General features: G+C 39.6%; 13 protein-coding genes. 9 read left to right on the forward strand and 4 right to left on the reverse strand.

Translation table 11 applies throughout. The features are described from left to right. Positions 1 to 152: 152 nt before the first annotated feature. From BUA72_RS16585 to glgB, 4 genes are read right to left on the reverse strand one after another with little or no spacing between them, the layout of a single operon-like run. Entirely contained in the window at positions 153 to 1,421 is a 1,269-nt protein-coding gene (locus BUA72_RS16585) for a glucose-1-phosphate adenylyltransferase (protein ID WP_034725336.1), read from the reverse strand. 14 nt (positions 1,422 to 1,435) lie between these two features. After that, positions 1,436 to 1,972: an FEKKY domain-containing protein gene (locus BUA72_RS16590; RefSeq protein ID WP_072923979.1), complete on the reverse strand. Its 537-nt coding sequence runs from the start codon at positions 1,970 to 1,972 to the stop codon at positions 1,436 to 1,438. 4 nt (positions 1,973 to 1,976) lie between these two features. After that, on the reverse strand, positions 1,977 to 3,383 hold the full coding sequence (locus BUA72_RS16595) for a glycogen synthase (RefSeq protein ID WP_072923981.1): 1,407 nt from the start codon (positions 3,381 to 3,383) through the stop codon (positions 1,977 to 1,979). 59 nt (positions 3,384 to 3,442) lie between these two features. After that, complete coding sequence (glgB, locus tag BUA72_RS16600) at positions 3,443 to 5,389, reverse strand: 1,4-alpha-glucan branching protein GlgB (protein ID WP_072923982.1); 1,947 nt, start codon at positions 5,387 to 5,389, stop codon at positions 3,443 to 3,445. 605 nt (positions 5,390 to 5,994) lie between these two features. On the opposite strand from glgB, the gene BUA72_RS16605 reads away from it, so the two are divergent. The 9 genes from BUA72_RS16605 to BUA72_RS16645 all read left to right on the forward strand — a co-directional run bounded on the left by BUA72_RS16605 (position 5,995) and on the right by BUA72_RS16645 (position 15,622). Then, positions 5,995 to 7,116 carry an alpha/beta hydrolase-fold protein gene (locus tag BUA72_RS16605; RefSeq protein WP_047456087.1) on the forward strand — a complete coding sequence of 374 codons (1,122 nt, stop codon included), beginning with the start codon at positions 5,995 to 5,997 and terminating at the stop codon, positions 7,114 to 7,116. Positions 7,117 to 7,120: 4 nt separating this feature from the next. After that, positions 7,121 to 8,536 carry a leucyl aminopeptidase family protein gene (locus BUA72_RS16610; protein ID WP_072923984.1) on the forward strand — a complete coding sequence of 472 codons (1,416 nt, stop codon included), beginning with the start codon at positions 7,121 to 7,123 and terminating at the stop codon, positions 8,534 to 8,536. Between the two features lie 140 nt (positions 8,537 to 8,676). Continuing rightward, entirely contained in the window at positions 8,677 to 9,888 is a 1,212-nt protein-coding gene (locus BUA72_RS16615; protein WP_072923985.1) for an ATP-grasp domain-containing protein, read from the forward strand. Positions 9,889 to 9,913: 25 nt separating this feature from the next. Then, a complete protein-coding gene (locus BUA72_RS16620) occupies positions 9,914 to 10,627 on the forward strand; it encodes an alpha/beta hydrolase-fold protein (protein ID WP_047456090.1) in 714 nt (237 codons plus the stop codon). 59 nt (positions 10,628 to 10,686) lie between these two features. Continuing rightward, positions 10,687 to 11,640 (forward strand): ATP-grasp domain-containing protein, encoded by a 954-nt coding sequence (locus BUA72_RS16625; protein ID WP_072924185.1) that lies wholly within the window; start codon positions 10,687 to 10,689, stop codon positions 11,638 to 11,640. 30 nt (positions 11,641 to 11,670) lie between these two features. After that, on the forward strand, positions 11,671 to 12,789 hold the full coding sequence (locus tag BUA72_RS16630; RefSeq protein ID WP_034725324.1) for a carboxylate-amine ligase: 1,119 nt from the start codon (positions 11,671 to 11,673) through the stop codon (positions 12,787 to 12,789). A gap of 35 nt (positions 12,790 to 12,824) precedes the next feature. After that, entirely contained in the window at positions 12,825 to 13,658 is an 834-nt protein-coding gene (locus BUA72_RS16635; RefSeq protein ID WP_072923987.1) for a type 1 glutamine amidotransferase, read from the forward strand. A gap of 183 nt (positions 13,659 to 13,841) precedes the next feature. Further along, complete coding sequence (locus tag BUA72_RS16640; RefSeq protein WP_072923988.1) at positions 13,842 to 15,023, forward strand: hypothetical protein; 1,182 nt, start codon at positions 13,842 to 13,844, stop codon at positions 15,021 to 15,023. Between the two features lie 104 nt (positions 15,024 to 15,127). Then, entirely contained in the window at positions 15,128 to 15,622 is a 495-nt protein-coding gene (locus tag BUA72_RS16645) for a MepB family protein (RefSeq protein WP_228407907.1), read from the forward strand. Positions 15,623 to 15,662 lie beyond the last annotated feature (40 nt).

Genomic DNA, 15,662 nt, shown 5'->3' on the forward strand with positions numbered 1-15,662 from the left:
GTATAATGTCATTGCGAGGAGCTATGCGACGAAGCAATCTCTAAAATACTTTTTTGTGGCATAAATCAGAGATTGCTTCACCTAAAGGTTCGCAATGACAAGGTGTTTTTACATATATCACATGAAAGAAAACAGCTTCAAAAGTCTTCTTCTCATCCAATGTGTGTTCCTGAAGGAAGAACTGCTCCTTTCTTCACGACTACGATTCCATCCTGAACGGAATGGGTTCCGTAATCACCATCCGGAAGATGCTTTCCTCCAATGATCTTGACATTGTCGCCGATGTAACAGTTTTTATCAAGAATCGCCTTTTCAATGTAACAGTATTTCCCGATTCCCATATTGGGACGGCCGTTTCTGTCATTGAGAACAATTTCTGTGGTATTTTGATAGAAATCAGCACCCATCACGTAAGAATTTACGATGGTACTTCCTTTATCTATTCTTGTTCTGTTTCCGATCACTGAATTCTCGATCTTATCGGCCATAATGATGCATCCGTCCCCGAAAACGGCCTTGCTTACGTAAGAACCGTTGATTTTAGACGGCGGAAGCATCCTCGCCCTTGTATAAATAGGTGAAGAAGAAAACAGATTGAACTGCGGAAGATCCTGACAAAGGTCCAGATTCGCTTCGTAAAACGATTCTATGGTTCCGATATCCGTCCAATACCCTTCGTACTGATAGCTTAATGTTTTATACTTCCCTATTGAGTTTGGAATGATATCTTTTCCGAAATCATCGCCGGCTCCATCTTCGAACATCTTTTTAAGAATTGTTCTCGTGAAAATATAGATTCCCATCGAGGCCAGATATTCTTTTCCTTTGTGCTTGTTTTCCTCTGAAACTTCAGATTTTAGGCTGTCCAGAATATCGTATTCCGGTTTTTCATAGAAAGAGGTGATATTTCCGTCATCATCAGACTTTAAAATCCCGAATCCGGTCGCATCCTTCGCCACCACCGGAATGGTCGCAATCGTTACATCGCCTCCGTTTTCAATATGAAAATCCAGCATTTCCCTGAAATCCATCTGATAGAGCTGGTCCCCGGAAAGGATCAGAATATAGTCATAATCATACTTTTCCAGGTGCTTCATCGACTGGCGGACCGCATCGGCTGTTCCCTGATACCAGCTTTCATTTTCCACATTCTGCTCGGCAGCAAGAATATCTACAAAACCTTTGCTGAAAATATCAAAGTGGTAAGAATTCTTGATATGTGAATTTAAGGAAGCTGAATTAAACTGCGTTAAAACCAGGATTTTATTGAGTCCCGAATTCAGACAGTTGGAAATTGGAATATCTACCAGCCTGTATTTTCCTGCAATAGGAACTGCCGGTTTTGATCTTGAATACGTTAACGGGAATAATCTTGTCCCTCTGCCGCCTCCCAAAACAATGGAGATTACATTTCGTTTCATAAGTATCTTGCGTTTTATTGAATTAAATTTACTGTTCTATTCTTAGTGTTTACTGACAATCTAAAGCATTCTTTATTTTCGTATTTGAGTTCATGATTGTAAACAATGACTTTAAATTCGCCCTCGTTATTAAGCTCAAATACCTCTTTATCTACATTATATGCTTCTATGTAATGCTTTTTAAGTTCATCCCTGAACAATTTATTCGTGATCAGAATATCCATAACATCTACATTTTTCATGGCAAAATCCTGCATATCATTAGCATATGCTGCCCTCCAGCCTTTTCCGTATTTTCTTTCTATTGCAGCGTAGGTTCTTTTATTAATAGCATTTACAGCCCTTCCTTCTTCATTACTTATCATACACCCTGCTACAGCATAATGCTTAATTTTCCATTTTTCAGATATCCCATCCATCTTCTCCTGTGCGCCCATTTCAGGCAATCCATATCCATAAATCCAGTAATATCCGCCGTGGTAACTCCCTTCATCTTTTTTACACGAAGAAAGCATGATCATGATGATAAAAAGAAAACCGGCAACTTTCATCACATCAGTTATTATATAAAGCTATATATTTTTCTGCAGATTTCTCCCATGCAAAGTCAAAATTCATGTTCGCATGAATCAACTCCTTCATTACCCCTTTCTGATTATAAATTGCCATCGCCCTGTTCATGGCGTGGACAATATCATCTACCCCCGGATAGGTGAAATTCAAACCAGCTCCTCCGGTTGAAATATCTTCTACCGTATCCCTCAAACCTCCGGTATATCTTACGACAGGAACCGTGCCATATCTCATGGAATACATCTGGTTCAGTCCGCAAGGCTCTACTCTTGACGGCATCAGCAGAAAGTCCGCCGAAGCATAGATCTTATGGGAAAGATGCTCTTTGTAGCCCAGATCCAGTGCAAAATTGGTATAGGTATGTTCGTATTCTTTAAGCTTATTCTCAATGTAGGTGTTTCCTGAACCGAGAATCATAATATTTAAAGCGCCGTAACTCTGTTTAATGCTTTTCCAGACGACATCCGGAAGGAAATCGGCTCCTTTTTCCGTAGCAAATCTTCCAATAAAAGCAAACAAAGGAAGATCAGGTTTCAAACCGTATTCTTTGCAGAGTTTTTCTTTGTTTTTCTTCTTTTGGGCAACCGCATTTTTACTATTGAAATTAAAATCCAGCATCGGATCTGTTTCAGGGTCCCAAACTTCCGTATCAATCCCGTTGATGATCCCATACGCCTTTCCAAATTCTTCACGCACCAGGCTTTCCAGTCCACGGAAGCTGATGAACAGTTCTTCCAGATACCCTTCAGAAACAGTGGTAAAAGCATCAGCACATTTAATCATACTTGCCAATGGATTCATATAACCATTCCAGTCCATAAGACCCCATTTATATGAATCAAAAGACGGCATATAATTCGCCATATTCCAGCTCATCATGCCCTGATATTCCCCGTTGTGGATTGTTCCTATTGTTTTTACTCCTTTTAAAAATTCAAATTCCGGACAGTGCTGGGTCATAAAAGGCACTAATCCTGTATGGTAATCGTGGCAGTGCAGGACATGCGGACGGATCTTCATGGCAGTCAGCCAATGCAGTACCGCATGCTGAAAAGCGATAAACTGAAAACTTTCATCCTGATACCCATAAGGATTCTCCCGGTCTAAAAGTCCCGGAACCTTTACCATATACAGCTCAAATCCCAAAGTATCCGTTTTCTCCTTCATCACCTGAACCTGCAGCATATCCGGTCCCTGATGGATAAAACCATCAAAAACGATGTCAAATTCATGATTATGGACGAAAGGTTTGTTGTACCACGGCATGACCACCTTGGCGTCTATTTCTTTTATTTTGTTCTGATACTTCGGCAATGCGCCTACAACATCTGCCAGGCCGCCTACTTTGGCTACCGGATAACATTCTGTACTTAAGTGATAGATTACCATAATTTCAGTGTCATTTGTATTTTGTCAGATTTTGCTTTAATTCCCAACATCATCATTCTTTATTTCTTATGTTTTATTCTGTGTAATTTATACTTTTTATCTTTTTTCTGTCTTAAAACAATTCCAGCCAATGGTGGCAGTTTTAAGGTGATAGATTTCGGATGGCGCATCCATTCTTCATATTTTTCATTCAGAATTTCAGCTTCCGTCCCGCTTCCGCTATATCTGTGATCATCAGAATTAAGAACAACTTCCCAATGAGTTCCTGCGCTCACTCCTATTGTATACTCCAAAACCTGTGGTGTCAGATTCAAAACAACCATCAGAACATCATCTCTTCTTTTCCCTTTTCTCAGATATACATACACCGAATTCTCCAGATCATCCGCTTCTACCCATTCAAACCCGTTTTTATTAAACTGATTTTCGTAGAATGCAGTTTCATCCCGATAAAGATGATTAAGATCTTTTACAAGCGTCTGCATTCCTTTATGAACAGGATATTCCAGCAAATGCCAATCCAGACTGCGGGTAAAATTCCATTCACCGGTTTGTGCGAATTCATCTCCCATAAAGAGAAGCTTAGCTCCCGGATGGGTATACATATACACGTAAAGCGCACGGAGATTGGCAAATTTCTGCCATTCGTCGCCTGGCATTTTATAAATAAGACTTGCTTTCCCGTGGACTACTTCATCATGTGACAGCGGCATCATATAATTTTCATTATACATATACACGGAGGCAAAAGTAATTTTATGATGATGGTATTTTCTGTTTTCGGGAGATTCTTTAAAATAATCCAGCGTATCATGCATCCATCCCATCATCCATTTCATTCCGAAACCTACGCCACCGTCATGAACGGGTTTTGTAAGCAGAGGAAAATCTGAACTTTCTTCAGCTATCGTCATGATGCTGTCGCCAAATTCTTTATAAACCGCCGTATTGAATTCCTGCAGGAAAGCTTTGGCTTCAAGGTTTACATTTCCACCTTCTATATTGGGTTCCCATTCCCCCTCGTTCCTTGAATAATCCAGATGAAGCATTGAGGTCACCGCATCTACACGAAGTCCGTCGGCATGATACCGTTCCAGCCAGAACATGGCATTGGAAATCAGAAAAGATTTAACCTCATTTCTGCCGTAATTGAAAATATATGACTTCCAGTCGGGATGAAAACCTTTTCTCGGATCTTCATGCTCATAAAGATAGGAACCGTCGAAACGGTGAAGTCCATTAGCATCACCCGGAAAATGGGACGGTACCCAATCCAGAATAACCCCGATATCATTTTTATGAAGTTCATCAATCAGAAACATCAGATCCTGTGGTGAACCGAAACGTGAAGTAGCGGCAAAAAAACCTGTGATCTGATATCCCCAGCTCGGGTCATACGGATATTCCATAACCGGCATGAATTCTACGTGCGTAAAACCCATTTCCTTGGCATAAGGAACCAGCTTTTTAGCAATATCACGATAATTTAAATAATCATCCGGAGCTTCTCCCTGTCTGACCCATGAACCCAGATGAAGTTCGTAAACGGATATCGGTGCGTCCAGACTGTTATTCTTCCAGCGCTTTTCCATCCATTCTTCATCACTCCATTCGTACCAAGTTGTGGAAACCAATGATGCCGCCTGCAGATTCTGCTCCCAGCTTAAAGCATAAGGATCACTTTTCTCCAGAATGTCACCTCTAGCTGTTTCTATAGCATATTTATATAAAGTACCCCATGTAAGTCCGGCAATAAAACCTTCCCAAATTCCGGAGCCGTCCCATCTCGGGAACAGAATATGATCTTTATGATTCCAGTTGTTGAAATTTCCTATAACGGAAACTTTTTTGGCATAGGGAGCCCAGACCGAAAAATAGACGCCTTTTACACCGTCTTTTTCAACAGAGTGTGCTCCAAATTTCCCATACAGCTTATAATGCCTTCCTTCTTTGAAAAGGTAGACATCATGATCCGTGAACAGCGTATAGGTTTTAACAGAATTCATCAAGATATGGTCTTACTTTATTTTTTTCTGAAACTACGAAAATTCCCTGCAATAACGGTTAATAATTAGTCAATTTATTATTATGTTAACAGACTTTTGAATGAGATACCACTTATTGTAGAGCCAAGAGTCAAGAACCACGAATCAAGATGTCAGATTTCAGATTTCAGATATGAGACTTTTAGGCTAAGGTTGAAATTGATGTAAAAAATACTAATGGTGAGTTTTAAGTTGTAAAAGTTTAGAAACATTAGTTTGACGCAATCAAAATATTAGACATAGGCAATATTTATTACGAACTAGCAACTAGCAACCAGCAACCAGCAATCAGCAACTAGCAACTAGTAACTAGCAACTAGCAACCAGCAACCAGCAATCAGCAACTAGCAACTAGTAACTAGCAACTAGCAACTAGCAAATCTAATCAGACAACTCAACTCTTAAACAAACTCATATCCTACTCTCAAATCCGCGCTCCGTACCCCGTAACGTTCAAGCTTTTCAGCACATTGATCAAATATATTATTTTTAACATTCATTTTTTTATGATTTTAAAACAATCTTTTTTATAAATTTAGCTTTCCAATTTATATTAAACACATAGGATGAGGTTTGAACTTTATACAGAAGAAAGCGACGACAGAACGGTGTACATCACCGGAAATTTCAACAACTGGAACCCGAGGGACTACAGTTATCAGCTTAAACAGCTGGATTCACACAATTACTTCATAGAAATCAACAATGAAATTCTTCCCGATACCGTGGAATACAAATTCACAAAAGGCGGATGGGAAAACGTGGAACTCGATAAGTACGGAAATATCACCCCCAACCGGAAGGCTGATAAAGCAAAAGGGAAAACATCTGATAGCATTGAAAAGTGGAGGCTCAACTGGGGTCCTTTCAAAAAAGAATTTTTCCCGATCGCAGAAGTTATTTCCGAGGAATTCTACATTCCGCAGCTGGAACGGTACCGTAAAGTCTGGGCTGTACTGCCCTACGATTATTATGTAGCCGATAAAAGCTATCCGGTCCTTTATCTACAGGACGCTCAAAATCTTTTCAACGAAGGAAGCGGCTACGGAAACTGGGAAATCGACAAAAAGTTATCTATCCTTGCGGAATATGGCCGTGGCGACGTCATTATCATTGCCATAGAACACGGCAGTGAAGAGCGTATCAAGGAATATATTTTTGACAACGACAATGTGGCCAACGGTTCTGAAGGAAAAAAGTACATCCGTTTCATTACCGATACGTTGAAACCTTTTGTGGACGAACATTACCGCACCAAAAAAGACCGCGACAATACCGGAATCGGGGGTAGTTCTTTGGGTGCACTGATCAGTATTTACAGCGGATTCCTTTATCCGGAGGTTTATTCCAAACTGCTGATCTTCTCGCCTTCACTTTGGGTAGAGCCAAATAATAATTTCCCAATGATGAGCTTCAGGGTTCCGTTTAAAACTAAAATCTATCTCTACGGCGGCGGTCAGGAAGGGTCTAAAATGGTCAAAAGGATCCATGTTTTCGAAGAATATTTAAAACGCTGGGAAAAGAAAAATCTTTTTGATTTTGAATTCAGGACGAGCATTAATCCGGAAGGAACCCACAGCGAATTTTACTGGTCACAGGAGTTCCCGAGAGCCATTGAATGGCTGTTCTATGACAACACGGAAAACCCTGTAGAAGTAAAACCACAACAACAAAGTATTAAAAATTAAGTTTATGAAATTAATCAATAAAAAAAATAAAAACTACACCCAAATCTTTCAACTTTTCACCGAAGAAGAATGGACAAAATCCAACAAAAATTATAATAAAAATGTTGCTTCTTTTTTTACCGGAAAGAAAAATGAAGTTTTCATCCACACTGACGACAAAAGCATTACTTATCTAATAGGTTTGGGCAAATCTACCTTACAGAATTTCGAGGTTCAGCAGGTAGCCGTTAAATTCTCCCAGACCCAAAAAGACAAGCTTCAGGCTGCCCCTACTCTGTTGGTGGCAGATTTCCTGAAAGAAAAGCAGTTTGAAGAATTTGTAAAAGGACTGCTTTTCGGAACATACACTTATCCTTTTGATAAAAAACATGCTTGCTGGAATACTAAATTTGAGATCCATTTCGAAAATATAAGTCAGAAAAAACTGGACGCTATAAGTTCAAAAGCCGAAGCTTTGGCTAACGGACAAACTGCCTGTCAGGAATGGCTGAATAAACCTGCCAATCTTAAGAAACCGGATATGCTCAGTCTGTATCTTAAAAATTTAGCCAAAAAACATGAATTAAAATACACCGTATTCAACAGGAAAAAATGTGAGGAACTGGGACTTGGTGCTTATCTGTCGGTGAATCAGGGAAGTGCTTATGATGCTGCTTTCACGATTATAGAGTATAAAACGACGGTTAAAAATGCCAAAACATTTGGACTGGTAGGAAAATGCGTCCTGTTTGATACCGGAGGCGTTTCACTAAAGAATCCGGACAATATGCATTATATGAAATCTGATATGGGCGGCGCTACGGCTGTTATCGGAACCTTAATATACGCGGCAGAAATGAAACTTCCGGTGAATATCATTGCGGTGCTTCCTATTACGGATAATGCTATTTCGGAGAAGGCTTTTCTTCCGAGTGATGTCATTACAGCTTATAACGGAAAAACTATTGAAGTTCTGAATACAGATGCGGAAGGCAGAATGATCCTGGCAGACGGACTTTCTTATCTGGCGAAAAACTACAAAACAGATTTCCTGATCGATCTTGCAACACTGACGGGAAGTTCAGTGAGAATGTTCGGAGATACCTGCGGAGCGATGTTCTCCAATAATGATGAATTGAAAAATCTTCTGGTAAAAACCGGAGATAACACCAACCAAAGGGTGTGGAATCTTCCTTTGTGGGACATCTGGAAAGACGACATCCAGTCTGATGTGGCTGATCTTAAAAATATCTCTATGAAACCTATCGGCGACTGCATTATAGCCGCTAAATTCCTGGAGCAGTTTATAGAAAATCACCCAAAATGGGCGCATCTGGATATTGCCGGCGTAGCATTCGGAAGTACGGGATATGCAAAGGAAAAAGCTGCAACCGGCTACGGAGTGCAGCTGCTGGCCGATTTAATTGAAAATTATCACTAAAAATTAGTTTTTTTCAAAATTTCTCTGTATACTTGATTGTACATTCTCAAAAACGCAGTTAATTCATGTTTTTAACATTAATTAATCAATAAAAAATTGCTTTTATTTTTGATAATTTACTAAAAATTAAAAAACATTATATGGAGGAGAAAATTATAGTATGTATTTCGTGCTATTACAAGGGCTATGATTTCATAGATGAAATGAAGAAGCTCGGTAACAAAGTGATTTTGGTAACATCGGAGGGTCTTAAAGAAAAAAACTGGCCCTGGCACGCCATCGATGAGGTATTTTATATGACAGAATTAAGACCGTCCGTCTGGAATCTGGATCATCTGGTTCAGGGATTTTCCCATCTTATGACCACCAGAAAAATAGATGCAGTAGTGGCACTTGATGACTATGATGTAGAAAAGGCGGCGTTGATCAGAGAAACATTCCGTATCCCCGGGATGGGACAGACTACCCACCGGTATTTCAGAGATAAACTGGCAATGCGCCAGAAGGCAAAAGATTCGGGAATCAGTGTTCCCGAGTTTACGGCTGTTTTTAATAATGACGAAGTCAACAGCTTTATAGAAAAAGTTCCTGCTCCGTGGGTCTTAAAACCAAGATCGGAAGCCTCTGCATCCGGGATTAAAAAGTTTTCTTCCAAAGATGAACTGTGGGCGGAACTGAATACATTGGGAGAAGAACGTCACCTGTTTTTGCTGGAAAGCTTTAAGCCTGGTGATGTATACCATGTGGACAGTCTGACCTTTAATAAAGAAATTGTATTTACTTCTGCTTCAAAATACCTGGCTCCGCCGATGCAGGTTTCTCACGAAGGCGGCGTATTCAGATCAAAAACACTGGGAAGATATTCTGAAGAATTTAAAGCGCTTGATGAAGCCAATACCAAAGTTTTATCCAATTTTGGCCTTCTGAACGGAGCTACCCACACCGAATTTATCCGTGGAAAAGCAGATGGAAAATGGTATTTCCTTGAAACTTCTTCCAGAGTGGGCGGTGCACATATTCCGGATTTGGTAGAAGCCTCAAGCAATATTAATATCTGGCGAGAATGGGCCAAAATTGAAGATGCTCTGCTGCGCGGAAAAAGCTACCAAGCTTCAAAACCTACAGGTTACTACTCAGGACTGATTATCGCCCTGATCAAAGATAAAGAGCCGGACTATACCGCTTTTGAAAGTGAGGAAGCCATCAAATTTCTTCCGATCGACCACCATGTCGGAATTGTTTACAAATCTACCGATCCGGATATCATACAGGAAAGATTAGACAGCGCTGCAGAAAAGATACAGGCAGAAATGCTGAATATTCTCCCACCGAAAAGCAAACTGACAAGCTAAAAACCATAACAAAAGAAATTTATCAATGCCGCATATAGAACATACAGATTATTACTCCAATATATTAGGAACAAGCCTTAAAATAGAAGTGACGGGACATTACGGACATCCGATCATTATGTTTCCTACTTCTCAGGGGCAGTATACCCAAAATCACGATTTCCATCTGAATGGAAGCATCAACTGGTTTATAGAACAGGGAAAAGTGAAACTTTATAATATTCAGACCATTGATGGCTGGAGTTTTTATGATGAAAAGATTTCTCCCCAGAAAAGAATTAAGAATTACGAGCTGTATGTGCAGTTTCTGATTCAGGAATTTATTCCATACATCCAGAAGATTCATAAAACACACCGTGTCGCAGTGGCCGGAGCAAGTTTCGGAGGGTACCATGCCGCTAATTTTGCTTTCCGGTTTCCGGATGTGGTTTCGCATCTGTTCTGTCTTTCGGGAGCTTTCAGCATCAGGAATTTCATGGACGGATACTCGGATGAGCTGGTTTATTTTAACTGTCCGAGAGAATTTGTAAAGAACGACGAAGCCTGGAAATACAAGCATATGCACATCGTTCTGAGTACTTCAGATCAGGACATCTGCAGGGACAAAAACATCGAAATGGCTGAAATCCTAAGCTCAAAAGGCATCGACTTCTGGTATGATGAGAGAAAATGGATCAATCATGACTGGCCGTTATGGAGAATGGTATTTCCAACATTTATAAGTACTTTTTTTTCGTAAAAAGCAGTACATTTAAGAAGATAAAAAATAAAACATACACCAATTTAAAAACAGAAATTATGGCAAAAAAAGTGGGAATTCTATTCGGTATGGAAGATACGTTTCCTTGGGCGTTTATCGACAAGGTGAATGAACTGGGCGGCGGCGAAATCATTGCTGAACCTGTTAATATCGACAAACTGGAACAGGGTGCTGATTACGGCTATGCAGTCATTATCGACAGAATTTCGCAGGATGTTCCTTTTTACAGAGCGTATTTAAAAAATGCTGCACTTAACGGAACTTATGTAATTAATAATCCATTCTGGTGGAGTGCAGATGAAAAATTTTTCAATAATGCACTGATGTCAAAACTGGGAATTCCGCTTCCGAAAACGGTACTTCTTCCTTCACACGAAAGGCCAACGGATACTTCAGAAACTTCATTCAGAAACCTGAAGTTCCCTCACGACTGGGAATATATTTTCGATTATGTAGGATTTCCTGCTTATATGAAACCTCACGACGGCGGTGGATGGAAAAGTGTCTACAGAGTGGAAAATCCGGATGATCTTTGGAACAAATTAAGCGAAACAGAGCAACTTGTGATGATGGTTCAGGAAGAGATTGTTTTCGACGATTATTACAGGGTGTATTGCCTGGGCAAAAAATACGTCCACATCATGCCATATGAGCCGCGTAATGCGCATCATCTGAGGTATGCGACCACGCATCAGACCAAAGGAGCAGAACTGGAAAAATTATTAAAAACCATTCATGATTATACCATTACCATGAATGAAGCACTGGGCTATGATTTCAATACAGTAGAATTTGCGATCAGAGACGGAATTCCATATGCGATTGATTTCTGTAATCCGGCTCCTGATGCAGATAGAAACTCGGTAGGTGAAGAAAACTTTGCATGGATTGTAGAACATTCCGCCAAACTGGCCATTGAAAAAGCAAAAGAATATGTTCCGGGGAAACCTAATATCTCTTGGGGTACTTTTGTAAAAGACTCCGTAAAATAACCATTAAAAAATAAAAAAACACGAAAAAAAATGCATCAGTTTACTATTGGAATCGAGGAAGAATATCAGATCATTGATGTTGAGAGCAGAGACTTAATATCTCATGTTTCGAAAATAATTGAAGGTGGAAAAGCGGTTTTAAGTGAGAATTTAAAACACGAGATGCACGAATCCATGATTGAAATGGAAACCGGCATCTGCCAGAATATCAAGGAAGCCAGAGCGGAACTGACCAATCTGAGAAGACATTTGATCAACACAGCCCATGAACAGGGTCTTCGGGTAGCCGGAGGCGGAACTCACCCTTTTTCAAACTGGGAGCACAATACGATCACGAACGGTGAACGTTATAACAAGATCGTAGACGATATGGGTGATGTGGCCCGCGGAAATCTGATTTTCGGACTTCACGTTCATATCGGAATCCCCAACCGTGAAGAAGGTGTAAGGATTCAGAATGTGATGCGTTATTTTCTGCCGCACGTCTATGCGCTTTCTACGAACTCTCCTTTCTGGATCGGAAGAAATACAGGGTTCAAATCTTACAGACAGGAAATTTTTGTGAAATTCCCGAGAACGGGTATTCCCAGCTATTTCAATTCACTGGCTGAGTTTGACAGTTATGTAGAACTTCTGGTAAAAACGGGAACCATTGATAATGCCAAGAAAATCTGGTGGGATCTGCGTGTACACCCGTTCTACCCAACCATTGAGTTCAGAATCTGCGACATGCCTTTAAGGATAGAAGAAACGGTTTGTATGGCTGCCATTATGCAGAGTCTGGTCGCGAAAATCTATAAACTTCATCAGCAGAATTTAAGTTTCAGAAGTTACAGAAGATTATTACTGAACGAGAACAAATGGAGAGCCTCCAAAAGTGGTATTGAAGCCCATCTGATCGATTTCGGGAAAGAAGAATCCGTTCCTTATCCTCACCTGTTGAAGGAGCTTCTGGAATTCATTGATGACGTTGTCGATGATCTTGACTGCAGAAAAGAAGTTGAGTACGCGTGGACTATTCTCGAAAACGGAACAGGAGCCGACAGACAGCTTAAAGTCTTTAATGAGACCGGCGATCTTACCAAAGTAGTAGACTACATGATCTCAGAAACTGAGTATGGCATAACACATGGCGAAACCGCTTCATAATATTTTCGGTAACTTTGTAAAAAATATGAAGTAGTATGAAAGATATTCGAATCGCATTGATAGACATGAACAACAATCATGTGAATCAAGGCTTTAGAAATATTAAAGAGATTTCGGAAGCATTCCAGCAGAGCTCTGAAGAACATGTAATCATCGAAACATTTGATGTAAGGTTTAAAAATGAAATGCCTAACATCGAAGATTTTGACATCTTTATTTCTTCAGGCGGCCCGGGAAATCCTCACAGAGAAGGCTTGGAATGGGAAGACCGGTATGCCGCTTTTTTGGACTCTGTCCTAGAGCACAACCAATACAATGAAGATAAAAAATATCTTTTCCTGATCTGCCATTCATTCCAACTGGCGAGCATTCACTGGAAACTGGGAAATATCTGCAAAAGAAGATCTTATTCTTTCGGGGTAATGCCGGTTCACAAAACAGAGGATGGAGAACAGGAGTTTTTGTTCAAAAATCTTCAGGATCCTTTCTACGCTGTAGATTCAAGAGCTTATCAGTTCATTGAACCGGATGTGGAACGTTTTGATAAATTAGGTATGAAAATCATGGCTATCGAAAAATCCAGACCGCATATCGATCTGGAAAGAGCGGTAATGGCGGTTCGTTTCTCTGATGAAATATTCGGGACCCAATTCCATCCGGAAGCTGATCCAAAAGGCATGATTGAAAATCTGAAAGACGAAAAAAATAAAACGGCAATGATCGAGAACTTCGGAATGGAGAAATATCTTGAAACGGTAGACAGAATAGATGATGAAGACAAGATTATCCTTACCAGAAGCCAGATCTTACCGAGATTCCTTCAGTCTGCAAAAAAAAACATTTTGAAGGGAAGTGAAGTTTTAGCTTAAGTTTTTTTATACAATAAATGCTTCGACTCCGCTCAGCATGACAATGCTGAAAAACAGTCAGTATTAGAGGTGTCTTGCTTAGCGGAGTCGAAGCATCATTAATAAAAATTGTATTAACAACAATACAACTAAAAATCGGGCAGAAATGCTCGATTTTTTAAAATCAAATCACAAAGAAAAAATATGATCCCACAATACAGAAAACAGTTCAATCAGGAGTTTTCACAGGAAAAATACGATCAGCTCAAAGACATTCTTACGGAAAAAGGCGGTATGGCACCAGCTTTCAGAATTTCGGAAAGTCCTATTTTTCTTCCCAATGAATTTAAAAACAAACTTCTTCACGCCAGCGACAGCATTATTGACCAGATCAAAGCACTTCCTGCTGAAGTCCTTTACAAAGCTGTTCCTGACAATTGCAGAGTTCCCAATGATACCCAACATCCTCACTTTTTCACGATAGATTTCGGAATTTGCAGAAGCGAAAACGGAGAAATAGAACCCCAACTGATCGAACTGCAGGCTTTTCCTTCCTTATATGCTTTTCAAAAGACTTTTGAAGAAACGTTTTGTGAGGTCTACCCTTTTCTCTCGGAGATCAAAAATAAAATGCCCAATGAGGAATTTAAAAATCACTTAAAACAACTGATTGTAGGAGACGAAAATCCTGAACACGTTATTTTACTTGAAATCTTTCCGGAGAAACAGAAGACGGCTATAGACTTTGCATTAACGGAAAAACTATTAGGCATAAAGACAGTGTGTCTGACCAAAGTTAAAAAAGAAGGCAGAAAATTGTTTTACGAAAACAATGGAAAACTAACTGAGATTAAAAGAATTTATAACCGCGTGATCTTTGATGAACTCGACAGAATTCCTGATTTAAAAGCCGGATTCGATTTTCGTGAAGATATTGATGTACAATGGGTCACGCATCCTAACTGGTTCTTTAAGATCTCCAAATTCCTTCTTCCGATGCTGAAACATCAGTTTGTTCCTAAAAGTTATTTCCTGCACGAATTTCCGGAGCATGAAAGCTTAGAACATTTTGTACTGAAACCTTTATTTTCATTTGCAGGAAGCGGCGTGAATTTAAACCCGACAAAGGAAATCACGGACGCTATTGAGGACAAGGAGAATTATATCTTACAGAGAAAAGTAACTTACGAACCTATTTTTGAAGATATTAACGGAGAGTTTTCAAAAGCAGAAATCCGACTTCTTTATATCTGGCACGAAAATGAAGACCGTCCTATTCTACTTGAAAATCTAGGAAGAATGACAAAAGCTGCTATGGTGAATGTAGATTTTAATAAAAAAGATGCCATATGGATTGGGAGTTCCAATGCGTTTTTTGGAGACTAATAAGAAACAAATCAAATCTTGATTAATACAACAAATCCTTCTGAATTCAGGAGGATTTTCTATTTTTGCAAGACAGGAAACAGCGAAAAATAAAAATGCACTCAATGAATCTTAAAAATGTTGATGAACTTATTTTTCAGCCTCTCGGACTGAGACTTTCAAATATAGAACAGGACACTGAATCTAAAGACTACTCCGGTTGCGGTTTTACACTCAACGATTTAAAAATTAAATTCCGCACAGCTAAAATAACACCTACTAAAACAGGTCAGTTTGTAACCATCTGGAAACGGAATGAAAAGGGAGAAACAACTCCGTTTGATTCAGGAGATGTCTTTGATTTCTATCTGATCTCTGCATTCAAGGATCATAACAAAGGGCTTTTTATCTTCCCGAAAGAAATACTCATTGAAAAACAAATCTTGTCACATGAAAAAAAGATAGGGAAAAGAGGAATCAGAGTCTATCCAAGCTGGGATCTCACAGAAAGTAGACAGGCAAAAGCGACTCAAAAATGGCAGACAGAGTATTTTCTTGATCTTTCACAGGACTCAGAAGCGTATGTTCAAAAAGCTAAGATATTGTTTGATTTGGAATAAAGCAGTTGATCTGTTTTTTTTGACGCAAAGATTTTACAAT

Source organism: Chryseobacterium sp. OV279, assembly GCF_900128945.1.
Lineage (GTDB): Bacteria > Bacteroidota > Bacteroidia > Flavobacteriales > Weeksellaceae > Chryseobacterium.